The organism is Pseudosulfitobacter sp. DSM 107133 (genome assembly GCF_022788695.1).
Taxonomy (GTDB): Bacteria; Pseudomonadota; Alphaproteobacteria; order Rhodobacterales; family Rhodobacteraceae; genus Pseudosulfitobacter.
Genome location: NZ_CP085154.1, coordinates 2,818,285 through 2,839,014 on the forward strand (window position 1 = coordinate 2,818,285; position 20,730 = coordinate 2,839,014).

At 62.0% G+C, this 20,730-nt stretch carries 24 protein-coding genes; 13 read left to right on the top strand and 11 right to left on the bottom strand.

Features of this window, described 5'->3' with window-relative positions; translation table 11 throughout:
• Window positions 1–23: 23 nt before the first annotated feature.
• Window positions 24–524, bottom strand: coding sequence for a YbjN domain-containing protein (locus tag DSM107133_RS13875; protein WP_114292698.1), 501 nt, complete (start codon window positions 522–524; stop codon window positions 24–26).
• Window positions 525–938: 414 nt separating this feature from the next.
• Window positions 939–1,178, bottom strand: coding sequence for an accessory factor UbiK family protein (locus DSM107133_RS13880; protein ID WP_028958539.1), 240 nt, complete (start codon window positions 1,176–1,178; stop codon window positions 939–941).
• 96 nt (window positions 1,179–1,274) lie between these two features.
• Between DSM107133_RS13880 and lgt the strand changes: the two genes are divergently transcribed.
• The 5 genes from lgt to DSM107133_RS13905 all read left to right on the top strand — a co-directional run bounded on the left by lgt (window position 1,275) and on the right by DSM107133_RS13905 (window position 5,314).
• Window positions 1,275–2,168: a prolipoprotein diacylglyceryl transferase gene (gene lgt / locus DSM107133_RS13885; RefSeq protein WP_114292706.1), complete on the top strand. Its 894-nt coding sequence runs from the start codon at window positions 1,275–1,277 to the stop codon at window positions 2,166–2,168.
• Window positions 2,165–3,223, top strand: a complete 1,059-nt coding sequence (locus DSM107133_RS13890) for an SAM-dependent methyltransferase (RefSeq protein WP_114292697.1) — start codon at window positions 2,165–2,167, stop codon at window positions 3,221–3,223. Before lgt ends, DSM107133_RS13890 begins: the two co-directional genes overlap by 4 nt.
• Window positions 3,220–3,975 (top strand): peptidoglycan editing factor PgeF, encoded by a 756-nt coding sequence (gene pgeF, locus DSM107133_RS13895; protein ID WP_114292696.1) that lies wholly within the window; start codon window positions 3,220–3,222, stop codon window positions 3,973–3,975. The genes DSM107133_RS13890 and pgeF overlap by 4 nt, the downstream gene beginning before the upstream one ends.
• Before the next feature lie 173 nt (window positions 3,976–4,148).
• Entirely contained in the window at window positions 4,149–4,289 is a 141-nt protein-coding gene (locus DSM107133_RS13900) for a hypothetical protein (protein ID WP_205387781.1), read from the top strand.
• Between the two features lie 272 nt (window positions 4,290–4,561).
• Window positions 4,562–5,314: a Hint domain-containing protein gene (locus DSM107133_RS13905; RefSeq protein WP_114292695.1), complete on the top strand. Its 753-nt coding sequence runs from the start codon at window positions 4,562–4,564 to the stop codon at window positions 5,312–5,314.
• A 29-nt stretch (window positions 5,315–5,343) separates the two neighbouring features.
• On the opposite strand, the gene DSM107133_RS13910 is transcribed toward DSM107133_RS13905, so the two are convergent.
• Window positions 5,344–5,844, bottom strand: coding sequence for an Lrp/AsnC family transcriptional regulator (locus tag DSM107133_RS13910; protein WP_114292694.1), 501 nt, complete (start codon window positions 5,842–5,844; stop codon window positions 5,344–5,346).
• 246 nt (window positions 5,845–6,090) lie between these two features.
• Between DSM107133_RS13910 and trxB the strand changes: the two genes are divergently transcribed.
• The 4 genes from trxB to DSM107133_RS13930 all read left to right on the top strand — a co-directional run bounded on the left by trxB (window position 6,091) and on the right by DSM107133_RS13930 (window position 10,847).
• Window positions 6,091–7,098, top strand: coding sequence for a thioredoxin-disulfide reductase (gene trxB, locus DSM107133_RS13915; RefSeq protein ID WP_114292693.1), 1,008 nt, complete (start codon window positions 6,091–6,093; stop codon window positions 7,096–7,098).
• Between the two features lie 134 nt (window positions 7,099–7,232).
• Window positions 7,233–8,897: an adenylate/guanylate cyclase domain-containing protein gene (locus DSM107133_RS13920; RefSeq protein ID WP_240310463.1), complete on the top strand. Its 1,665-nt coding sequence runs from the start codon at window positions 7,233–7,235 to the stop codon at window positions 8,895–8,897.
• Between the two features lie 32 nt (window positions 8,898–8,929).
• Window positions 8,930–9,145, top strand: coding sequence for a hypothetical protein (locus DSM107133_RS13925; RefSeq protein WP_114292691.1), 216 nt, complete (start codon window positions 8,930–8,932; stop codon window positions 9,143–9,145).
• Window positions 9,129–10,847 carry a bifunctional sulfate adenylyltransferase/adenylylsulfate kinase gene (locus DSM107133_RS13930; RefSeq protein ID WP_114292690.1) on the top strand — a complete coding sequence of 573 codons (1,719 nt, stop codon included), beginning with the start codon at window positions 9,129–9,131 and terminating at the stop codon, window positions 10,845–10,847. The genes DSM107133_RS13925 and DSM107133_RS13930 overlap by 17 nt, the downstream gene beginning before the upstream one ends.
• Before the next feature lie 83 nt (window positions 10,848–10,930).
• Here DSM107133_RS13930 and DSM107133_RS13935 read toward each other — a convergent pair whose 3' ends face one another.
• The 5 genes from DSM107133_RS13935 to DSM107133_RS13955 form a co-directional block, all read right to left on the bottom strand.
• The gene (locus DSM107133_RS13935; RefSeq protein WP_114292689.1) at window positions 10,931–11,776 is read right to left on the bottom strand and encodes a hypothetical protein; all 846 of its coding nucleotides are present in this window, start codon (window positions 11,774–11,776) and stop codon (window positions 10,931–10,933) included.
• Complete coding sequence (locus DSM107133_RS13940) at window positions 11,769–12,644, bottom strand: PhzF family phenazine biosynthesis protein (RefSeq protein ID WP_114292688.1); 876 nt, start codon at window positions 12,642–12,644, stop codon at window positions 11,769–11,771. The genes DSM107133_RS13935 and DSM107133_RS13940 overlap by 8 nt, the downstream gene beginning before the upstream one ends.
• A 156-nt stretch (window positions 12,645–12,800) precedes the next feature.
• Window positions 12,801–14,318 (bottom strand): ABC-F family ATP-binding cassette domain-containing protein, encoded by a 1,518-nt coding sequence (locus DSM107133_RS13945; RefSeq protein WP_114292687.1) that lies wholly within the window; start codon window positions 14,316–14,318, stop codon window positions 12,801–12,803.
• A gap of 340 nt (window positions 14,319–14,658) precedes the next feature.
• Window positions 14,659–14,880 (bottom strand): DUF1150 family protein, encoded by a 222-nt coding sequence (locus DSM107133_RS13950; RefSeq protein ID WP_114292686.1) that lies wholly within the window; start codon window positions 14,878–14,880, stop codon window positions 14,659–14,661.
• 4 nt (window positions 14,881–14,884) lie between these two features.
• Window positions 14,885–15,298, bottom strand: a complete 414-nt coding sequence (locus DSM107133_RS13955) for an Hsp20 family protein (protein ID WP_114292685.1) — start codon at window positions 15,296–15,298, stop codon at window positions 14,885–14,887.
• Window positions 15,299–15,540: 242 nt separating this feature from the next.
• Here DSM107133_RS13955 and DSM107133_RS13960 point away from each other — a divergent pair, with 242 nt between their 5' ends.
• The 3 genes from DSM107133_RS13960 to DSM107133_RS13970 all read left to right on the top strand — a co-directional run bounded on the left by DSM107133_RS13960 (window position 15,541) and on the right by DSM107133_RS13970 (window position 17,397).
• Window positions 15,541–15,765 carry a DUF465 domain-containing protein gene (locus DSM107133_RS13960; protein ID WP_114292684.1) on the top strand — a complete coding sequence of 75 codons (225 nt, stop codon included), beginning with the start codon at window positions 15,541–15,543 and terminating at the stop codon, window positions 15,763–15,765.
• 65 nt (window positions 15,766–15,830) lie between these two features.
• Complete coding sequence (gene purE, locus DSM107133_RS13965; protein ID WP_114292683.1) at window positions 15,831–16,325, top strand: 5-(carboxyamino)imidazole ribonucleotide mutase; 495 nt, start codon at window positions 15,831–15,833, stop codon at window positions 16,323–16,325.
• On the top strand, window positions 16,318–17,397 hold the full coding sequence (locus DSM107133_RS13970) for a 5-(carboxyamino)imidazole ribonucleotide synthase (RefSeq protein WP_114292682.1): 1,080 nt from the start codon (window positions 16,318–16,320) through the stop codon (window positions 17,395–17,397). Before purE ends, DSM107133_RS13970 begins: the two co-directional genes overlap by 8 nt.
• 66 nt (window positions 17,398–17,463) lie before the next feature.
• On the opposite strand, the gene DSM107133_RS13975 is transcribed toward DSM107133_RS13970, so the two are convergent.
• On the bottom strand, window positions 17,464–18,603 hold the full coding sequence (locus DSM107133_RS13975; protein WP_114292705.1) for an alpha-D-ribose 1-methylphosphonate 5-triphosphate diphosphatase: 1,140 nt from the start codon (window positions 18,601–18,603) through the stop codon (window positions 17,464–17,466).
• Window positions 18,590–19,369, bottom strand: a complete 780-nt coding sequence (locus DSM107133_RS13980; RefSeq protein ID WP_243253560.1) for an alpha/beta fold hydrolase — start codon at window positions 19,367–19,369, stop codon at window positions 18,590–18,592. The genes DSM107133_RS13975 and DSM107133_RS13980 overlap by 14 nt, the downstream gene beginning before the upstream one ends.
• 82 nt (window positions 19,370–19,451) lie before the next feature.
• On the opposite strand from DSM107133_RS13980, the gene DSM107133_RS13985 reads away from it, so the two are divergent.
• Window positions 19,452–19,907, top strand: coding sequence for an NUDIX domain-containing protein (locus tag DSM107133_RS13985; protein WP_114292681.1), 456 nt, complete (start codon window positions 19,452–19,454; stop codon window positions 19,905–19,907).
• Here the strand turns inward: DSM107133_RS13985 and DSM107133_RS13990 are convergent.
• Window positions 19,873–20,721 (bottom strand): DMT family transporter, encoded by an 849-nt coding sequence (locus tag DSM107133_RS13990; protein WP_114292680.1) that lies wholly within the window; start codon window positions 20,719–20,721, stop codon window positions 19,873–19,875. The genes DSM107133_RS13985 and DSM107133_RS13990 overlap by 35 nt on opposite strands.
• Between the last annotated feature and the right edge of the window lie 9 nt (window positions 20,722–20,730).

Sequence of the window (20,730 nt, forward strand, 5' to 3'; positions counted from 1 at the left end):
CGAATATGGTTCAGGGCAAAGGTTTACGCGCGGCCATAGGCCTCTGCAATGGCAACTTCCAACGCATCCTTGGGCGTACGATCACCCCATGTCAGCAGTTGCAGCGCGGGATAGTACCGCTCGGCGCTCATCACGGCGGCGTTGATCATGGTATCGACCTGTTCGGGGCCTGCGATCTGACCACCGGCCAGCACCAGACCATAGCGGTAGACCATCAGCTTTTGCTCTTCCCAAAAGGTAAAGGCGCCCGCCCAGCATTGATCGTTGATCAGGTTCAGCAAAGCGTAGAGGTCACCCAGCTTTTCAGCGGGTGGTTCCATTTCAAAGGTACAGACCAGACGCAGCGTTTCGTCATAGCCCGACCAGGCCAGCGTCAGGGAATAGGTGCGCCACTGGCCTTCGACAGCCATGGCGATCTGATCGTCTGCAATACGGTCGAAATCCCAGTCGTGGTGTGCTGCGATATTCTCGACAATATCAATCGGGTGAATCTCGTCTTCCAGGAATTGCTCGGAAAGGGCCATGTCGCCACCTCTTTTTCTCGCTCTAGCGGTGGGGCATTGCCGCGCCCCCAAGCGCTAGGTGCCTGCTCTGAGTGTCGAGGGTCATCCCCCGTATCTCTACCAAATATGGTGCAGGCGGGGCGGCCATCTGGCAACCCTTTATTTGGGGATAACTTCAATAAGTTGTGGAAAAGGCCGAGGGGCGCACAAAATGCACGCCTATTTTGGATGTTCGAGGGAATGAGCCCACCACAAGGTCGGCGCCCGCCAGTCGCACCAAAGGTGCGCCGTTTATCTCACCAAAGCTGCGCCGTTCATTACCGTCGCGCCTGCGGCGTGACGGGCGGTCGGGCGCGGCCTCTCACAGAATGCAAGGCAATGTGTTGCGGGGCTTTAGTGCCTGGGCGCGTGTTGCGCGCGCCAGGTTCGCCTGACTTACTTGCTTTCCAGCGCGTCCAGACGCGCCTTCAGCGCCTCGTTCTCTTCACGGGCCTTTTGCGCCATCGCCCGCACCGCGTCGAATTCCTCGCGGGTGACAAAGTCGCGGTCCGCCAGCCAGCGGTCCATCAGCGACTTCATCGCGGTTTCGGCTTCGTCTTTTGCGCCCTGCGCCACGCCCATGGCGTTGGTCATCAGTTGCGAAATATCGTCAAAAATCTTGCCACGCGCCTGCATGTGCATTCTCCTGTAACTGGCTTGTGTTGTATATGGGGCCATGCGCGCGCGCCCGCAAGGTTGACTTCCCCCGCGCCGCACATGCATGTCGCACCCATGACCGGTCTGATCCCCTTTCCCGACATCTCTCCCGACATCTTTTCGGTGTCGATTTTTGGCATGACCATTGCCCTGCGCTGGTATGCACTGGCCTATATCGTGGGCATTCTCGCGGGATGGCGGCTGGTGATCCGCGCGATCAAACGCCCGTCCCTGTGGCGCGATGACACGCCCCCGATGACGACGACGCAGATCGAGGATTTGCTGACCTGGATCATCATCGGCGTGATTCTGGGCGGGCGGCTGGGCTATGTGCTGTTTTACCAGCCGGCCTATTATCTGGCCAACCCGATGCAGATACTGGCGATCTGGCAGGGCGGCATGTCGTTCCACGGCGGGCTATTGGGCGTCATTGCTGCCGCCTTCATTTTCACCTGGCGTCAGGGCATCCCGAAAACCGCCGCCGCCGATGCCATCGCATTGGGCGTACCACCGGGGCTGCTGCTGGGACGTATAGCCAATTTCATCAACGCCGAATTGTGGGGCCGCCCGACCGACCTGCCGTGGGGCGTCGCCTTTCCCGGCGATGCAGCGCAATATTGTCCCGATGTTGTGGGCCTGTGCGCGCGTCATCCCAGCCAGCTGTACGAAGCGCTGCTGGAAGGGCTGATTCTGGGCGCGGTTCTGCTGGTCCTTGTCTGGAAACGCGGGGCGCTGAAACACCCCGGACGGGTCGCCGGTACGTTTTTCGCAGGTTACGGCCTCTCGCGGTTTCTGGTGGAATTCGTACGCCAGCCCGATGCGCAGTTCATTTCCGAAGGCAACCCGCTGGGGCTGGCATGGCACGTCGGTGGTTGGGGGCTGACAATGGGGCAGATTCTGTCTGTGCCGATGATCGCTCTGGGCCTGTGGCTGATCCTGCGTGCCCGCAAAGACACCGCCACCCCATGAGCCTGCTGAGGATACTGACCGAGCGGATCACGACGACAGGTCCGATCACGCTGGCCGACTATATGTCCGAGGCGCTGCTGCACCCGACCTATGGCTATTACGCCACCCGCGACCCGCTGGGCGCTGCGGGAGATTTCACCACCGCCCCCGAGATCAGCCAGATGTTTGGCGAACTGATCGGGCTGTCGCTGGCACAATGCTGGCTGGATCAGGGCGCGCCTGCGGCCATCACGCTGGCCGAACTGGGACCGGGGCGCGGCACGCTGATGGCCGACATCCTGCGCGCCACCGCCCGTCTGCCGGGGTTTCATGCGGCCCTTACCCTCACGCTCGTCGAAGCCTCGCCCACCCTGCGCGCCGTTCAAGCCACCACGTTGCAGGCCCACACGCCCGACTGGCTGGACAGCGTACACGCCCTGCCCGAACAACCGCTGTATCTGGTCGCCAATGAATTCTTCGACGCGCTGCCGGTGCATCAATATCAACGCGACGGCGCACATTGGCGCGAGCGGATGGTGGGGGCGCAGGAGGGTCTGCTGCACATGGGGCTTGGCCCCGCCGCGCCGCAACCGGCACTGGCGCACCGGCTTGAGGACACGGCCCAGGGCGACATCGTCGAGATCTGCCCCGCCGCTGTGCCAATCATCGACACCATCAGCACCCGCATTCACGATCACGGCGGTGCGGCGCTGATCGTTGATTATGGCGACTGGCGGTCTTTGGGCGACACGTTGCAGGCCCTGAAAGCCCATGCAACCACCGACCCGCTGACCGATCCCGGCACCGCAGACCTGACCACCCATGTCGACTTTGAGGCCCTGACGCAGGCCGCCCGCTGCCCGTTTACCCGCGTAACCCCGCAAGGAGTGTTTCTGGAACGGCTTGGTATCACCCAGCGCGCCCAGACGCTGGCGCAAACTCTGCGCGACGCGCCGCTGGAAGCGCACATCGCCGCACATCGCCGGTTGACGCACCCGACAGAAATGGGAAACCTGTTCAAAGTGCTGGGCCTCTATCCAAACGGCGCCGCACCACCACCAGGTCTGGAACCATGACACTCAAACTGCTGACACATGATACACTGGATCCGCTGCAACACGGGTTCTTCACCCGCGCGGGTGGCGCGTCCTCGGGCGTGTTCGCCGGGCTGAACTGTGGCAGCGGCAGCACCGATCAAACCGAGATTGTCGCGATCAACCGCGCCCGTGTCGCGGCCCGTCTGGACGTGCCCGCCGACCATCTTCTCAGCGTGTATCAGGTGCATTCGACCAAAGTGATTCCTGTCACCGCGCCGTTGCCCAACAAACCCAAGGCCGATGCGATGGTGACGGCAACACCGGGGCTGGCCCTGTCGGTTCTGTCAGCGGATTGCCAGCCGGTGCTGTTTGCCGATCACAAGGCGCAGGTGATCGGCGCCGCACATGCAGGGTGGCGCGGAACGCTGGACGGTGTGCTGGAGGCGACGGTGGACGCGATGGAGGCTTTGGGTGCCTCTGCCCGGAACATAAATGTAGTCATCGGCCCCTCGATCAGCCAGCGCGCCTATGAGGTCGGACCCGAGTTCTTTGAAGCCCATATGGCCGAGGATGACGCAAGCGCGCGCTATTTCGCCAACGGCAAGGGCGACCGGATGATGTACGACCTGCCCGGATACGGGCTGCACCGCCTGCGACAGCGCGGCGTTGCGTCGGCTGAATGGACCCGCCATTGCACCTATAGTGATCCCGAGCAGTTTTTCTCCTATCGCCGGTCTGTTCACGAACGTGCTGCCGATTATGGCCGGTTGATCGCAGCCATCCGGCTCTGAGACCCGCAAGAACGGAAACAATTGCGGCCACGGCGCCTTATTTAATCCTCATTTGCCTCAAATCATCTTGAAATCGGCAGAAACCGGTCCCAGTCGGGCCAGAATGCTCCTGCAAAACTGTTGTTAACAGCGGCGCACTTTGCCGCATCTATGACAGAGCAGAGGACAAACACATGAAAACCAACACACGTTTCATCAAGTCCGTGGTTGCAGCAGCGGCTGACGAAAAAACCGTGATGCCTTGGGCGCGCGGCAAACGTCGCGCGGCGTTCATCGCAAAACGCAAAGCCGAGCTGAACAGCAAAGCCGCCTGATCCGCTGCCTTCAGGCCGAATCATGGTGCAAAAATAGAATCACATTGCGCGCAGGGCTGCGGCAAATGTGGCAAAATCTGGCGCGCGCCGCCTGACAATCCGCCTCAAATGAGGCGGATTGGTGTGATTTGAACGGCAAATGTCGTCAATTCTTTGACAATCCACCCTTTAAACAGCGATTAACGGTTCATCAGACACGTGAACCTCAGTTCATCTATCGTCGTCGGTGGGGGCCGACATCAGATGTGACCGACCAGAACAAGGTTAATCGCATGACCACGACTATCGCCCTTGCAGGGCAATCGCGCTACTACAGCCAATATGCCCCGACTGCTCAGGGCAAAAGACTGCCGCCGAACCGGACATATGAAATCGCCGCCTTGCGCGCCGATGGCAGCCGTATGGTGAGCCAGATCAAGGCACCCGCCCTGCCGCTGATCGAATCGGCCTTTTCCGCATTTGCGCGTGGCACTGTTCTGGAAGGACGCGATGGTCCCATCGCCATCGAAGATCTGCAACCGGGCGACTGGTTGCGCACCTCGAACGGGGATGCTGCGCAGGCCGTTTGGATCGGGTCCACCACTTTTGTACCCGCCGACACCGGACAGCGCACGTCGCTGATCCGCATCATGGCCGACACCTTCGGCCCCGCGCGCCCCGAAAGCTTTCTGACCGTCGGGCCGTCGGCCCGCCTGCTGCAAACGCCGCACAACCTGCGCGGCACCCTGGCATCGGGTGCGCAAATGCTGACCCCTGCCCGGGATTTTGTCGACGGTGTGAATGTCATTGAAATCTCGCCGCCCACATCGGTGCGGCTGTTCCACATCGGCCTGACACGCCATGCCGCGGTTTATGCCGGTGGCATGCTTATGGAAACCTTTCATCCCGGCGCCAACGCGACCCGCAACGTCAGCCATTCCGTGCGCGACATGTTCCTGTCGATGTTCCCGCGCATTTCCCATGTAACCGACTTTGGTCCGCTGGCGCATCCGCGCGCGCCAGAGCAGATCGAAACCGCAGCCTGACGGCCCGCGCCTGCTGCGCGGGTCATCCCTCAGGCGGTCTTGCTCAGCCGGTCTTCCAGAACGTCAAAGGGCACACCCGCCTCGTCCTTGGCCTGACGGATCACAAGCGATGTCTTGACGCTGGCCACATTGGGTGTGGTCAGCAACTGCCCCGTCAGAAAGCTTTGGAAGCCCGACAGATCGGGCGCCACGCATTTCAGGATAAAATCGACTTCGCCGTTCAGCATGTGGCACTCCCGCACCAGCGGCCATGCACGGCAGCGGTCCTCAAAAGCACTCAAATCACTTTCGGCCTGACTGGCCAGACCAACCATCGCGAACACCTGCACTTCAAAGCCCAGAACATGCGCATCCACATCCGCATGAAAGCCGCGAATATACCCCGCCTCTTCCAGAGTGCGCACCCGCCGCAAACAGGGTGGCGCGGAAATCCCCACCCGTTTGGCAAGCTCGACATTGGTCATGCGCCCGTCTGCCTGTAGCTCTGCAAGAATCTTGCGATCAATTGGATCAAGCCGCGTATTCGCCATTTCACCCCCGGAATTTGCGGTTGTTATAGCACCGACCGCGTTGTGCGCAATAATGTTTCGCTCAGACGCAAGAATCTTGCACTCTCATCGACGGAATCGCCTGTTAGCGCTGCATATCGGCCATGCAATTGCGGGGTTCAATCACAAAGCGCAGATGTCTATATCCAAGGAGCTGCACAATATGTACCACCACTCACCAAACCGCGCCGTTTCGGCGCACAGGGATATCGACCTAAGGGGATCATCATGGGCGAAACACGCAAAACCAAGGTTCTGATCATCGGATCGGGCCCCTCGGGCTATACAGCCGGCATCTATGCCAGCCGCGCCATGCTGGAGCCGATCCTTGTTCAGGGCATCGAACCGGGCGGCCAGCTGACCACCACGACCGAAGTCGAGAACTGGCCCGGCGACACCGAAGTGCAAGGCCCCGACCTGATGGTGCGCATGGAGGCCCACGCCAAGGCGATGGGCTGCGACGTTGTCAGCGACATCATCACCTCGGTCGATTTCTCAAAACGCCCCTTCGTGGCGCAGTCCGACAGCGGCACGGTCTATGTGGCTGATGCGATCATTCTCGCCACCGGCGCGCGCGCCAAATGGCTGGGCATGGCGTCCGAGGAGAAGTTCAAAGGCTTCGGTGTCTCGGCCTGCGCCACATGCGACGGCTTCTTTTATCGCGGCCAGGAAATCGTGGTGATCGGCGGCGGCAACACCGCCGTGGAAGAGGCGCTGTTCCTGACCAACTTTGCCTCCAAGGTCACGCTGATCCACCGCCGCGACGAATTGCGCGCCGAGATGATCCTGCAAGACCGGCTGAAAAAGAACCCCAAGATCGAAACCCTGTGGTTCCACCAGCTCGAAGAGGTTTACGGCACCGACAGCCCGCTGGGCGTCGAGGGCGTGAAGGTCAAGAACGTGAACACCGGCGAAATCACCGACATTCCTGCCAAGGGCGTCTTTGTCGCCATCGGCCACGCGCCTTCGAACGAACTGGTCAAGGACGTGCTGGAAACCCACATGGGCGGCTATGTCGTCACCAAACCCGACAGCACCGAAACATCAATTCCGGGCGTGTTTGCCGCGGGCGACCTGACCGACCACAAATACCGCCAGGCCGTGACCTCGGCAGGCATGGGCTGCATGGCCGCGCTCGAAGCCGAACGCTGGCTGGCAGAAAACACCGACACGGACGTGGCAAAAGACACCTCCCTGCCGCTCGGTCACGGCGCCGAAGTCCAAGAGAGCGTCTGACCACTTCGCCAGCCCCTTCATCTTGCCGGATAAACTCCGGGGGACGGCGCGCATGCGCCGGGGGGCTGGCCCCCATCTTTCGTTGACCGCGCACGCAAGGTCGGGCCATTCTGCGCCAAATCAAGGAGCAGATCATGTCCGACCTCTGGCGCGGCAACTGGGCAACGCGCGCCCGCATCGTCAGCGGGCTGGCCCTAATGCTGTATGCGTTGCTGCACTTTCTCAATATCGGCCTGGGCCTGTTCTCGCCCGACTGGCTTGAAAGCGGCCAGGAGCTTCGCAAAATATTCTCCCGCAGCCCGGTGGGCGGCGTGTTGCTCTACGCAATGCTGATCCTGCACGCGGGCCTGGCGCTCTGGCGCCTGATCGAACGGCGCAGCCTGCGCATGCCGCGCGCCGAGGCGGTGCAATACACCTTTGGCTTTTCCATTCCGCTGTTGCTGATAACGCACATCACCTTCACCCGCATTGCCCACGAGGTTTACGACGTCGAGGACCAGATGGGATATCTGATGTATCTGATCTGGGGCACCAAATCGGCGCTGACCCAAAGCGTGCTGCTGCTTATTGTCTGGATACACAGCTGCATCGGCCTGCACTTCTGGCTGCGCGGACGGGCGTGGTGGCGGCGCAACACCCATGTGCTGACGGGTCTGGCGGTGCTGGTCCCCGCCTTTGCGCTGGCCGGCTTTGTGACCGAAAGCCGCCGTTTGCAGCTGGCTGCCCAGGACGAAGACACACGTCTGGACATGCTGGATGCCTACAACTGGCCCGGCCCCGGGCAGTTCACGCACCTTTTCGAGATCGACGCCGCATTGTACTGGGGATTTGTCGTTCTTCTCTGCTCTGCTCTGGCGCTGCACTTTGCCCTGCGGCTGAATGCACGGCGCAGCAGCGTACGTATCACCTATTCGGACGGGCCAACCATCACCGCACCCGTGGGCCAGACACTGCTGGAAATGTCACGCGGCGCGGGCGTGCCGCACACCGCCCTGTGCGGGGGCAAGGGCCGGTGCACCACCTGCCGCGTAATGATCGAAGCGGGTGCCGAAGATCTCCCACCGCCCTCGGAGGCCGAAGCACGCAGCCTGCAAGCTGTGGGGGCTGCCTCGGGCACGCGGCTGGCTTGCCAGATCAAACCTGCGCAGGCGATGACTGTTCATCGTGTGTTTGCCCACGGCACCCGTATCGCGCGCGGATCGGCCACGCAGGGGCAGGAACGTCCGCTTGCGATTCTGTTTCTGGACATGCGCGGCTTTACCGCGCGCACCGCAGGGCAACTGCCCTATGATGTGGTGTTCCTGCTGAACCGGTTCTTTGACGCGGTTGTGCCAGCGGTGACGGCTTCGGGGGGCAAGATCGACAAATATCTGGGTGACGGGTTTCTGGCCCTGTTCGAAACCCCCGACACCGCCTCTTCGGCACAGGCTGCCTTGACGGCGGCCGCCGGGATCGGGCGGGCGCTGGATGCGTTCAATGCCGGCCTGCAAGCCGAAGGCGCGCCGCCCGTGGGTATTGGAATCGGGCTGCATCTGGGCAACGTCGTGTTGGGGGAAATCGGCGCGCAGGGCGATGCGCCGCGCACCCTGATCGGGGATGCCGTCAATGCCGCCAGCCGGCTTGAGGCCGCGACCAAGCCGATGAAAGTCGAACTGCTGATCAGCGCCGCCGTGCTGCACGCCGCCGGCCTTGAGCCCCCCGGCGAACTGGTGCCTCTGTCCTTGCGCGGGGTTGATGGCGACATCCACGCCCTGCCTGTACCCAAGGCCGCCAACGCGCCACAAATGCCCGCGCCCTAGGGCAAAACGCATGACCAGCACACAAAGCCGATATGCGCCATTCGCCAAAACCCGCAAAAACAGGACAAAACACCCCGAAAACCCATCTCGACAGGGGAATTTGTGCCGATTTTGCGTCACATGTGATTTTGCCTGCGCTCTGCATCTGGACGCCCAGCGCCCAGCCCGCTATTGCCCGCATCAAGCGCTGTCCGCAGGGCCGCCTCCACCCGTTGAACGAAAGCAATCTTCATGCCGATGCAGAATAATCTCGCCCCGATTCCAGAACTATATGTTTCCTACGATTCAGCCCAGAAGCTCAAACTCGAGGCGGCCGATCTGGTCAGCCACGATCTGACCCCGCGCCAGATCTGCGATCTGGAATTGCTGATGAACGGCGGGTTTAACCCGCTCAAGGGCTTTTTGACCGAAGAAGATTACAACGGCGTCGTGGAAAACATGCGGCTGGCCGACGGCAGCCTGTGGCCGATGCCGATCAACCTCGACGTAAGCGAAAAATTTGCCGAGTCGCTGGAAATTGGTCAGGACATCGCCCTGCGCGACCAGGAAGGCGTAATTCTGGCCACCATGACTGTCACCGACCGTTGGGAGCCGAACAAGGCCAACGAAGCGGAAAAGGTCTTTGGTGCCGATGACATCAAACACCCCGCAGTGAACTATCTGCACAACCAGGCAGGCAAGATCTATCTGGGCGGTCCGGTCACCGGTATCCAGCAACCCGTGCACTATGATTTCCGCGCCCGCCGCGACACGCCCAACGAATTGCGCAGCTACTTCCGCAAAATGGGCTGGCGCAAAGTGGTTGCATTCCAGACCCGCAACCCGCTGCACCGCGCCCACCAGGAACTGACCTTCCGCGCCGCGCGCGAAGCACAGGCCAACCTGCTGATCCACCCCGTTGTCGGCCTGACCAAACCGGGTGATGTCGATCACTTTACCCGCGTGCGCTGCTACGAAGCCGTGCTGGACAAATACCCGGCGGCCACCACGTCGATGTCACTGCTGAACCTTGCCATGCGTATGGCCGGCCCGCGCGAGGCCGTGTGGCACGGTCTGATCCGCAAGAACCACGGCTGCACCCACTTTATCGTTGGTCGTGACCACGCGGGCCCCGGCTCGAACTCCAAAGGCGAAGATTTCTATGGCCCCTATGACGCGCAGGACCTGTTCCGCACGCATCAGGAAGAAATGGGCATCGAAATGGTCGATTTCAAACACATGGTCTATGTGCAGGAACGCGCCCAATACGAAGCCATGGACGAAATCGAAGACAAAGACGACGTCACAATCCTGAACATCTCGGGCACCGAGCTGCGCCGCCGTCTGCAAGAAGGTCTGGAGATCCCCGACTGGTTCTCCTTCCCCGAAGTGGTCAAGGAACTGCGCCGCACCAAGCCGCCGCGTTCGCAGCAGGGCTTTACCGTGTTCTTCACCGGTTTTTCGGGCTCGGGCAAATCCACCATCGCCAACGCCCTTATGGTCAAGCTGATGGAAATGGGTGGCCGCCCCGTGACATTGCTGGACGGCGATCTGGTGCGCAAGAACCTCAGCTCGGAACTCGGCTTCTCGAAAGAGCACCGCGACCTGAACATCCGGCGTATCGGGTATGTGGCGTCGGAAATCACCAAGAACGGCGGCATCGCCATCTGCGCGCCCATCGCGCCCTATGCCACAACCCGCCGCGCTGTGCGTGAAGACGTTGAAGCCTTTGGTGCCTTTGTCGAAATTCACGTTGCCACCTCGATCGAGGAATGCGAGCGCCGCGACCGCAAAGGCCTGTACAAGCTGGCCCGTGAAGGCAAGATCAAAGAGTTCACCGGCATCTCTGACCCCTATGATGTGCCGGAAAACCCCGAGCTGAGCGTCGAAACCGAGAATGTAGACGTCGACAACTGCGCCCACCAGGTTCTGCTGAAGCTGGAAAGCATGGGTCTGATCGCCGCCGAATAAAGCGCGCAAGACCGACAGATATGAAAAGGCCCCGTTGTGTTCAGCGGGGCCTTTTTAGTGATGCAATGCCGTGCCGGTGGCCGTCAAACCCCGTCGCGTACCATTTCGGCGGCGCTGCGTTCATAGTCCGACCACTCCACCGCCTGCGCTTTGGCACGCAGCAGCGCAGGGCGCATCGCCGCGTAAAGACCGGCATCGGCTTTTGCAATCGCTGCCAATATCTCGTCTTTGCTGGTGCAGACTATCATCGCGTCCGTGTCGAAATAGTCGGCCACATCCGGCGCGCCCCAATAGATCGGCACCGTTTCGCACAACAAGGCATCTACCAGCTTCTCGCTGAAATACCCCCCTGCCCGCATGTTCTCGATCACCACCGAAAACCGGAATGGCGCCAGCCCTTCGTGCTTGTGCTCGAAGGGCGCATAGCCGCGCCCCATCAGCGTTACCCCCTGCGCCAGGGCGGCGACGTCGTGGCGCAATTTGTGCCCCTCCAGATCACGCCGGTTCGACGCAATCAGCGAAACCTCCTGGGTCTTGCTCAGATCCAGCGTCTCCCACTCTGGCACCCAAGTGCGCGCCGCTGCCAGAAACCGCGCATTCGGCGCGCCGCGCAACAGACCGGGATCATGGGTGAATATCCGGTGATAGCGCCAATGCGTCCAGCGCAGCAGCCGCAGGTGGCGTAAATGAATGGCGCGCGGCTCCACCACCATCACGCTGACCTGTGCAGCCACCCCGAAAGGGCGCAGATGCATCGCGGTCTTGGGGTAGACCAGCAGGTGATCCTGCGCCCCCAGATCCGCGACCGTGCCCTTGCTCAGGTGCGCCGGACGCCCGACAGGCCAGTGCAGCATGTCCAGCGGCAGATCAGCCACCCGCCGCCCGACGCCCTTGCCATAGGGCAGCACAGCGATTGCAGGATCAGTCATCGCCAAGATCAAGCATCCCGGACATCAACACAAACCCCGCGCCCGCAACCTCGACGCCCGTGATCGCGTTGCGCGGCCCCAGCACCCGCACGTGTGCCTGTCCGGGGCGGCCCATTCCGTGCCCTTGCTCGGCAGTGAACGTCGGCGTCTCGATCAGCCCCTGCCCCCACAGATAGGCTGCCATCGCGCCTGTGGCCGATCCGGTAAACGGGTCTTCGGACGGGCTGGGCGGGGCCATCAGCGACCGCGCGGCGGTGTCGCCTGCGGGCGTGAACCCTTCCAGCGTGCACCAGAACGGTTCCATCATGTCGATGTCAGTGCCCTGCGCCGCCGCCAGGTCGGCCAGGGCCTGAAGGTTCAACTGCACCCGCTCCAGCGTCGCCCGGTCTTTCAGAACAGTAATGACAAAGGGCAGACCGGTGCTGACCTGCTGGGGCGGGCTGACAATGTCATCCGCCGTCAAGCCCCCCACGGCCGCGACCAGCGCCGGATCGGCAAAACCACCGAATTGCGGCGCCACCTGCGTCATCGTCACATGGTTGCCCTGCACGTTCACCGGCACCAGCCCCGCACCGGTTTCCAGCACCAGCGGACCATCCGCGATCATCCCGCGCGCACGCATCGCGGCGACAGTGGCAACGGTGGGATGCCCCGCAAAGGGAATCTCGCGGCTGGCCAGAAAATAGCGCACCCGCACATCGGCCACCTTTGACGGTCCGGTAAAGGTACACTCGACCAGAGATGTCTCGCGGACATAGGCCATGCAGGTTTCGCTGCCCAGCCCTGCGCCCTGATGCACCACGGCACAACCATTGCCACCAAAAGCACGGTCGGTGAACGCATCCACCCAGTCAAATTCATATGTCATCGCATCCTCACACAGGCATTGGCCGCGCCGAAGCTGGCATCAAAGGCCACCATAGCCCCCGCGAAGACCGCAAGAAAAGCTGCATCTTCATCAGGCGGCGCGATGGGCAGACCGGATCAATTTACAACTGATTGGCCTATTCTTGCCCCAACGGATTTACGATGTCCCCATCGCCGCGCACAGAAACGGTTCCGGGCTGTCCACCTCTTCAAGCTTCTTGCCCTTGATCCACCAGAACCGATTGCCGACATTGCGCAGAAAGCTGCGGTCGTGACTGACCAGCAGGCAAGACGCGTCATGCGCAATCAGCTCGTCCTCCAGCGCTTCCTGTCCCTGGATATCAAGGTGGTTTGTCGGTTCGTCCAACAGGTAGAAATTCGGATTTTTCAGGCGCAGGACCAACATCGCCAGACGCGCCTTTTGTCCGCCAGACAATGCGCCAATCTTGGTATCCTGCATCTGTATCGCCACACCCGCGCCCGCCAACACGCCGCGTGCGCGTTGATCACCGATGTCAAACTGCCCAGCGATTGCCGTCATGGGCGTGTCGCTGTCCGAAAGCTGGCTAAGATGTTGATCGGAACAGGCCGGGACAATCGAAGGTGCACATTTCACCACGCTGTCACGGCCTTCGAATGCGTTTTGTATCAACTTGACCAGTTGCGTCTTTCCGGTGCCATTGGCCCCCAGCAACACAATCCGGTCGCCGGGAAGAATCCACTTTTGCCCCGTTTTGTACAAAACCCGGCCATCCGGCGTTTCGACCGCTATGTCATCCAATGTAACCAGCGCCTTTGCGTGAGTGCCGCTGTTTGCCAACGTGATGTCACCTGCGCTGCGATCCTGATGGGATGGCTTTGCCGCCGCCTCCATCTGTGCTGCACGATCATTCAGTTGCCTGGTCTTGGTAACAAGCAGGTCCGAGCCGGAATTGATCCCGATATTCTTCAACTTCGCGGCCTGTTTGCGCAGCTGCTGTGCTTTGTTCAGATCGTTGGCAAAGCGCCGCTGGTCGGCAGCATCCGCTTCGTCCAGTGCCGCGCGGGCCGCCGAAAAAGCCAGCTGAAACACCCGCGACCGTTCGGCCCGCAAGAACAGCGTCCGGTTGGTTGTGGCATCCAGAAACGCCCGATCATGAGAGGTGATGACAACAGGCATATCGCGCGGCAGGCCGGCCAACCATTCCTGAAGCAATCCGATACGGTGCAGGTCCAGATGGTTCGTGGGTTCATCAAGCAGCAAAATATCGGGTTGCGTAATCCACGCAGCCGCCAACATCGCGGTGCGCTGCCATCCACCGCTCAGCGCGCTCAGGGGTTTGTGTTGCAACTCATAAGGGACACTCAGGTCGCCCAGCACCACATCCACACGCCAGCTTTCATATTCAGCTTGTTCAGCCGGAAGCGCGGCCAGCACCCAGTCGTAAAGGGTATGACCGTAGGCGTCCTGTGGAACGTTTTGCGGCACATATCCGGTTCGCAGACCGCGTGCGCGGATGATATCGCCGGTTGTCGGTTCACCGATCCCCGCCAGACACTCCAGAAGTGTCGTCTTCCCGCGCCCGTTTGCGGCGACCAGACCGACACGGTCACCCTTGGAAATGGTCAGGTTCAAGTCGTCAAAGAGAGGATCGCCAAGGACGACGCCCAAAGCGTTGATATTCAGAATTGTCATAGGGGTCTCGGATCATACAAAAGGATGCCGCAACGCGGCTATGGGCGACCAATTGAGATGTATGTCTCGGGTCGGCCCTGCAAACGGATTTACAGGGCGAAGCGGGGACCATGCTGAAGTCGGCGGATGATACGCATGTTCAGCTTGTGCCCTCCCATTGTAGATTGTGACCTTTGAAGTTTAGAAAACACAGTCCGTTTTCACAAGCCCCCGATGAAAGGGCAGAGCTTTGGGCCGTGTTGCAGAGAGTTGTGATGTGGCGCGCGATCAAGTCCCGCGCTTCGTCCAGCGCCGCGAGGCCCGCAGGCTGCCGGCCTGCAAGGCCAGCAGCGCAGTTGTGTTAATGCACCGCTTGCGGGGCAAGGTCATTCTGGCGGGCCAGCACAAAGGCCATCTTGCGGTCTGCAACCAAGGCAATTTGCGTGCCCTGCGCGTCATGGACGGCATAAAGGTGGTCAAGCCCTTCGGCCTGTTCCTGAACGTCCTGCGGCAGATCGCTTACATCGATGGTTTTGACATACACGATGTTGCTTTTGGGTTCTGTGTCAAATGGCGTTTCCATGTGGTTACCCTTTCCGAATGCTGATGGTCTGGACGACTGTTTCGGGTTTTGCCCGCGTCAGATCGACATGCAGCAGACCGTTTTCAATGATCGCCTCTCCAACCTCAACGCTGTCGGCCAGCACAAAGGTCCGTTGGAATTGTCGCGCGGCGATGCCACGGTGCAAAAACACCCTGCCCTCGCCGTCATCGGATTGCCGCCCGCGGATCACCAGCGTACGGTCCTCGACCGTGATTTGCAGATCGTCCTCGGCAAATCCGGCCACCGCAAGGGTGATACGATAGGAAAAATCGGATGTTTGTTCGATATTGAAAGGCGGATAGCCTTCGTTTCCGGATTTCGCCGTGCGTTCCAGCAGGCGTTCCAGTTGCTCGAACCCCAACATATGCGGGTGCGAACCAAGGGTCATTTTCGTCATTGCGACACGTCCTTATCAGATCAAGCGACAGTCAATTGCGGCCCCTTTTGGCAACCGCCTGATAAGAATATGGGAAGATTTTCGCGCCCAGACAAGGGGCCGGGCGGCCATGCCGGTGTCGCTTTGTTAAAAAGCAGCAATTTTAGCCACCCAATCGCAGCATTTGCGCTGCACGCACTCTATGCGCAACGGGGATCATCGCTTATGTTTACAACTCGTTACTCATCAGGAATCAACAATCCATGAATGCGCCCTCTGACCTTTCGATGAAAAATGACGATGTGCTGCGTGTTGAACTGGAAGTGTTCAGGCGCGAACATCGTGATCTGGACGAGGCGATTTCGGCCATGACCCAGCGTGCCACATCCGATCCGCTGACATTGCAACGGCTGAAAAAACGCAAACTGCGCCTGAAAGACCTGATTTCGACACTCGAAGACCGTCTGACCCCCGACATCATCGCCTGAGCCTTGCCCCGCCGGATCAGGCCCGTATAAGTCCCTGACCAAACGACAATACACGAGGGCACAGGATGACAGACCAATCCCCCAAAGTCGGCATTATCATGGGCAGCCAGTCCGACTGGCCGACCATGCGCGAAGCTGCGCAAATGCTGGAGGATCTGGGCGTAACCTTTGAAACCCGCATCGTTTCGGCCCACCGCACGCCCGACCGGCTGTGGGACTATGGCAAGACAGCCGTGGATCGCGGTTTGCAGGTGATCATCGCCGGTGCCGGCGGTGCAGCCCACCTGCCCGGCATGATGGCCTCGAAAACCCGCGTGCCGGTGATCGGCGTTCCGGTGCTGACCAAAACGCTGTCGGGTGTCGATTCGCTGTATTCCATTTTGCAAATGCCGCGCGGCTTTCCCGTGGCGACCATGGCCATCGGTGCCGCAGGTGCTGCCAATGCCGGTCTGATGGCGGCGGGCATCCTTGCCCTGACTGACGCCGACCTTGCACAGCGTCTGGACCAATGGCGCGCCGATCTGTCGGCCTCTATCCCGGAAGAACCTTCCGATGACTGATCCCCGACCCACTCCCTTGGCCACAGGCGCCACCATCGGCATTCTGGGCGGCGGCCAACTGGGCCGTATGCTGTCGGTTGCTGCGGCCCGCCTTGGCTTCAGAACCCACATCTACGAGCCCGGCGCCAACCCGCCGGCCGCAGACGTGGCCCACGCCTGCACCACGGCGGCCTATGACGACACCGCCGCGCTGACCGCCTTTGCCCGCTCGGTCGATGTCATCACCTATGAGTTCGAGAACATCCCCACCGAGGCGCTCGACGTCCTCGAGGCGATCAAACCGATCCACCCCAACCGCGAGGCACTGCGGATCAGTCAGGACCGCCTGACCGAAAAGGATTTCCTGAAAGATCTGGGCCTGAACACCGCGCCCTATGCGGACATTCCCGACGCCGCCGCTCTGGACGCCGCCCTCGGCACCATCGGCACGCCGTCGATCCTGAAAACCCGCCGCTTCGGCTATGACGGCAAGGGACAGGCCCGCCTGAAATCCGACGCCGACGCGGCCCGGGCCATTGCTGACATGGCAGGCGCACCCGCCCTGCTCGAAGGCTTCGTCGACTTCACCATCGAGGTGTCCGTCATCGCCGCCCGCAGCGCCAAGGGCGAAGTCGCCTGCTACGACCCCGGTGAAAATGTTCACCGCGACGGCATCCTGCACACCACCACTGTCCCGGCCTCGCTGCCCGCCAGCGCGCGCACCGATGCCGTGCTGCTGGCGGCGCGCATCCTGAACGCACTGGATTACGTGGGCGTCATGGGGGTCGAACTGTTCGTCACTCCTGCGGGCCTGATCGTGAACGAGATCGCCCCGCGCGTGCACAACTCGGGCCACTGGACCCAGAACGGCTGTGCCGTGGACCAGTTCGAACAGCACATCCGCGCGGTTGCCGGCTGGCCTCTGGGCGACGGCCAGCGCCACAGTGACGTGGTCATGGAAAACCTGATCGGCCACGACATGGACCGCGTCCCCGAACTGGCCGCCGCCCCCGACACCGCCTTGCATCTTTATGGCAAGGCCGAAACAAAACCGGGCCGCAAGATGGGCCACGTCAACCGCATCACGCGCTGACTGCTTTCTTTTGGCTTAAGAAATCCCCCCCGGAGGGCCGCTGTCCGCCAGCGCCCCCCGTTGGGGTCAGGCCACCAGCCGCGCCGCAATATCGCCCGACAGATAGCTGACGCGCCCGCCTGATACGGTCATCGCCACGCGGTCAGCGCCGTCCAGCACCACCAGATCGGCGCGCTTGCCCGCCTGCAACACGCCGCGATCTTCCAGCCCCAGCGCCCGCGCAGGTCCTGCTGACACCAGCGCCCACGCGGCAGCAAAATCCAACACCCCCGAACGCGCCAGCATCAAGGCGGCACGGCGCGGGCTGGGATAGTGGTAATCCGAGGCCACCGCATCGGCCATCCCCATCGACACCACATCCAACGCCGAGACATTGCCCTTGTGCGAGCCACCCCGCACCAGATTGGGCGCCCCCAGAATGACGACATCTCCCCCCGCATGTGCCGCCTCGGCGGCGTCCAGCGTTTCGGGAAATTCCGACACTTTCACACCCCGCGCGCGCCACGCAGCGCGGTCTTCGGCAGTCTGATCGTCGTGGCTGCCCATCTGGACGCCCATCCGGCCCAGTTCGGCGCACAGCCCGTCCAAAGCGGCAGGCACTTCGGCGCGACGCGCGTGCAGGTCCAGCAGCATCTGGAAATGCACCTCCGGGTTCCGCTGCGCTTTCAGCGCCTGCCCCACCAGCCGCGGCGGCTTGCGCCCTTCGGCCAGACGCGCGTGCGGCAGGTGGTCGTTGAACACCACATAGGACACGCCCCATTCCGCAATCCGCGCAGGCAGGCCCGCGTAATCATCCAGCAAATGCGTCTCGAAGCGCAACTGCGGGCGCAGGTCGGTGACCAGCCCGCCCGCTGTGTCGCGGATGGCGGTGAACACCTGATCGGCAAAGTCCATCCCGCGCAGGCCGCCTTCCCAGCTGACAAACTGCGCCAGAACACCGGTGGTGATGCCGTTGGCGGCCAGTTCCGCCTCGGCGGCGATCAGCCCTTCGGCCATCTGCTTCATCGCACCGCGACGCGGAGCCAGATGCCGCTCGAAACCGTCGCCGTGCACATCCACGATGCCGGGCAGCACGCGAAAGCCGCTCAGATCCACCGACCGCCCCACAGGTGCATCGGCAATCAACCCATCGCACAGGCTCAGCCCGTCACGGTGAAAGCCCTGCGGGCCCAACACCTCGGCCCCTGTCACATCAATTGTCAGCATTGCGCTTTGATCCCCAAAACCCGCCGCGCGCCACGCAATCGCCGCTGGGGCAATCCAGTTGCTCCAGCACCGCATCCAGCCACGAGATATTGTCCTCGAAGGTGCCGGTGCGCAGGAAATGCACGGTCTGTGAAATCACGCGCGGGTTGTTCATAATAAATGTATGCGTGACCGGCAGAACGATATGCGCGCTCATCCCCTTCACACGGGTCGAGGCCACGCTGACCTTGCCGTCATCCGGCCCCGGCAACAGCGTCGAGAAATAGGCGTTCAACGACTGGTCACCGGCAATCACCCCCAGCGGAAAATCCACCGGCGGCAAGCTGCGCGGCAGGCTGTCGGGGCCGGTGCCCATCTGCGCGCCTGCGGGGCCGTTCATCCACTCGAAAGCCGCCAGATCGCCCAGCTTGTCCACCACTTCGCTGCCCTGATTGGGCGGCGCCAGCATGACCACACGCCCCAGGTTCGGCAGATCGTGGTCACGCAACCATTCGCGCACCAGAATACCGCCCATCGAGTGGGTGACAAAATCAACCTTCTGGTCGCCACATTCCGCCAGTGCCGCCGGCATCACACCTTCGGCCAGCGACTTCACGCGCGCTTCGGTCGACGGATAGCCGGGGCGCACCACCTGAAACCCGTCCGCCTCCAGCGCCGCTTCCATCAGGGCAAAGGAAGTCTCGGTGCGGGCCAACCCATGCAACAAAATAACACAGTCCGCCCGCGCAGGCGCGGACAGCAGCATCAGCAACGACAAGATCGACATGCAAATCTTCATGGGGTGTGAGATAGTGCCATTGCGCCCCTTATGGAATGCCCCGTTCGCGACAACTTACAGAAAGCCGCCTATGCCCAAGCCACGCCCGCCCCGTATCGCTGCCCGCGCGGTGATCGTCCACGACGGGCGGTTGTTGTTGGTGAACGCCTTTGCCGGCAACCGCAGCCCGCTGATGTGCGCCCCCGGCGGCGGGGTCGAGGCGCACAGCAGCCTGCCCGCCAATCTGGCGCGCGAAGTGCATGAGGAAACCGGCCTGCGGGTCACCGTGGGCGCCCCTTGCCTGGTCAACGAGTTCCACGACCGCAACCGCGACTTTCATCAGGTCGAGGTGTTCTTTCGCTGCACGCTGGACGGCAGCGCCGACACGCCTGACAGCTGGAAAGACCCCGAGGCGGTGGTGACCAAACGCCGCTGGGTGACTCAGGCCGAACTGGCCGGGATACCGCACAAACCCTCAAGCCTTGGGGCCGTGGCGTTTGACAATGACGGGATCAGCTATGATCCGTTGGAGCCTTTGGTGTGGTGACCGCCCATGCGATACCACCCAGCACCAGCGCGGCCGCGACCAGCATAAGCGCGCTGACCGGTTCACCCAGAATCACCGCCCCCGCCGCAATTGCGATGATCGGCACGCTCAGTTGCACAACCGCCGCGGTCGCCTGTGCCAGACGCGGAAGCACCGCATACCACAGCGCATAGCCCAGCCCCGAGGTCACAGCCCCCGACACCATCGCCAGCCCGATCCCCACAGGTGCCGCATGCATCCCGGGCCCGATCAGAACCAGCGCCAGCACCGGCAGGCACAAAAGGAAGTTCGCCGCCGTTGCGGGCAGCGGGTCGGCTTCGGCCCTGCCCGAAATCGTATAGGCAGCCCAGCCCAGCCCGGCCATCACCATCAACGCCGCCCCCGCCGGATCGGTGTGACTGCCCGGCCCCGGCCACAGCACCAGAAGCAAACCGGCAAAGGCCACGCCCGCCCCCGCCATCTGCCGCCGCGTCGGTGCGGTGCCGCGCAGCGCACCCCAACCGAACATGGTGATCTGCACCACCCCGAACAGGATCAGCGCGCCCAGCCCTGCATCCAGCACCACATAGGACAGCGAAAACCCGGCCATATAGGCCGCCAATGACAGCGCCCCCGGCACCCGCGCACGGCGGAACAACGGCAGCGGTGTGCCCCGCACGCTCAGCACCATGCACAGGATCACGATGCCCGCGACCACCCGGATCAGAGCAAAGCTGGCGGCATCAATGCTGCCACTGCCGACAGCAGCGCGGTTCAGCACCGAGTTGGCCGCGAATGCCGTCATCGTGAGGGCGGTGAGAAGCGCAAGTTTCATTCTGGTGCC

Bases quoted from the DNA above. Each gene is read 5' to 3' on its own strand.
- DSM107133_RS13875 (WP_114292698.1), bottom strand. From the start codon at position 524: ATGGCCCTTTCCGAGCAATTCCTGGAAGACGAGATTCACCCGATTGAT.
- DSM107133_RS13920 (WP_240310463.1), top strand. From the start codon at position 7,233: ATGTCCGACCTCTGGCGCGGCAACTGGGCAACGCGCGCCCGCATCGTC.
- purE (WP_114292683.1), top strand. From the start codon at position 15,831: ATGACAGACCAATCCCCCAAAGTCGGCATTATCATGGGCAGCCAGTCC.
- DSM107133_RS13970 (WP_114292682.1), top strand. From the start codon at position 16,318: ATGACTGATCCCCGACCCACTCCCTTGGCCACAGGCGCCACCATCGGC.
- DSM107133_RS13880 (WP_028958539.1), bottom strand. From the start codon at position 1,178: ATGCAGGCGCGTGGCAAGATTTTTGACGATATTTCGCAACTGATGACC.
- DSM107133_RS13930 (WP_114292690.1), top strand. From the start codon at position 9,129: ATGCCGATGCAGAATAATCTCGCCCCGATTCCAGAACTATATGTTTCC.
- DSM107133_RS13890 (WP_114292697.1), top strand. From the start codon at position 2,165: ATGAGCCTGCTGAGGATACTGACCGAGCGGATCACGACGACAGGTCCG.
- DSM107133_RS13940 (WP_114292688.1), bottom strand. From the start codon at position 12,644: ATGACATATGAATTTGACTGGGTGGATGCGTTCACCGACCGTGCTTTT.
- DSM107133_RS13960 (WP_114292684.1), top strand. From the start codon at position 15,541: ATGAATGCGCCCTCTGACCTTTCGATGAAAAATGACGATGTGCTGCGT.
- DSM107133_RS13955 (WP_114292685.1), bottom strand. From the start codon at position 15,298: ATGACGAAAATGACCCTTGGTTCGCACCCGCATATGTTGGGGTTCGAG.
- DSM107133_RS13900 (WP_205387781.1), top strand. From the start codon at position 4,149: ATGAAAACCAACACACGTTTCATCAAGTCCGTGGTTGCAGCAGCGGCT.
- DSM107133_RS13990 (WP_114292680.1), bottom strand. From the start codon at position 20,721: ATGAAACTTGCGCTTCTCACCGCCCTCACGATGACGGCATTCGCGGCC.
- DSM107133_RS13935 (WP_114292689.1), bottom strand. From the start codon at position 11,776: ATGACTGATCCTGCAATCGCTGTGCTGCCCTATGGCAAGGGCGTCGGG.
- trxB (WP_114292693.1), top strand. From the start codon at position 6,091: ATGGGCGAAACACGCAAAACCAAGGTTCTGATCATCGGATCGGGCCCC.
- DSM107133_RS13925 (WP_114292691.1), top strand. From the start codon at position 8,930: ATGCGCCATTCGCCAAAACCCGCAAAAACAGGACAAAACACCCCGAAA.
- DSM107133_RS13980 (WP_243253560.1), bottom strand. From the start codon at position 19,369: ATGTCGATCTTGTCGTTGCTGATGCTGCTGTCCGCGCCTGCGCGGGCG.
- DSM107133_RS13905 (WP_114292695.1), top strand. From the start codon at position 4,562: ATGACCACGACTATCGCCCTTGCAGGGCAATCGCGCTACTACAGCCAA.
- DSM107133_RS13910 (WP_114292694.1), bottom strand. From the start codon at position 5,844: ATGGCGAATACGCGGCTTGATCCAATTGATCGCAAGATTCTTGCAGAG.
- DSM107133_RS13985 (WP_114292681.1), top strand. From the start codon at position 19,452: ATGCCCAAGCCACGCCCGCCCCGTATCGCTGCCCGCGCGGTGATCGTC.
- lgt (WP_114292706.1), top strand. From the start codon at position 1,275: ATGACCGGTCTGATCCCCTTTCCCGACATCTCTCCCGACATCTTTTCG.
- pgeF (WP_114292696.1), top strand. From the start codon at position 3,220: ATGACACTCAAACTGCTGACACATGATACACTGGATCCGCTGCAACAC.
- DSM107133_RS13945 (WP_114292687.1), bottom strand. From the start codon at position 14,318: ATGACAATTCTGAATATCAACGCTTTGGGCGTCGTCCTTGGCGATCCT.
- DSM107133_RS13975 (WP_114292705.1), bottom strand. From the start codon at position 18,603: ATGCTGACAATTGATGTGACAGGGGCCGAGGTGTTGGGCCCGCAGGGC.
- DSM107133_RS13950 (WP_114292686.1), bottom strand. From the start codon at position 14,880: ATGGAAACGCCATTTGACACAGAACCCAAAAGCAACATCGTGTATGTC.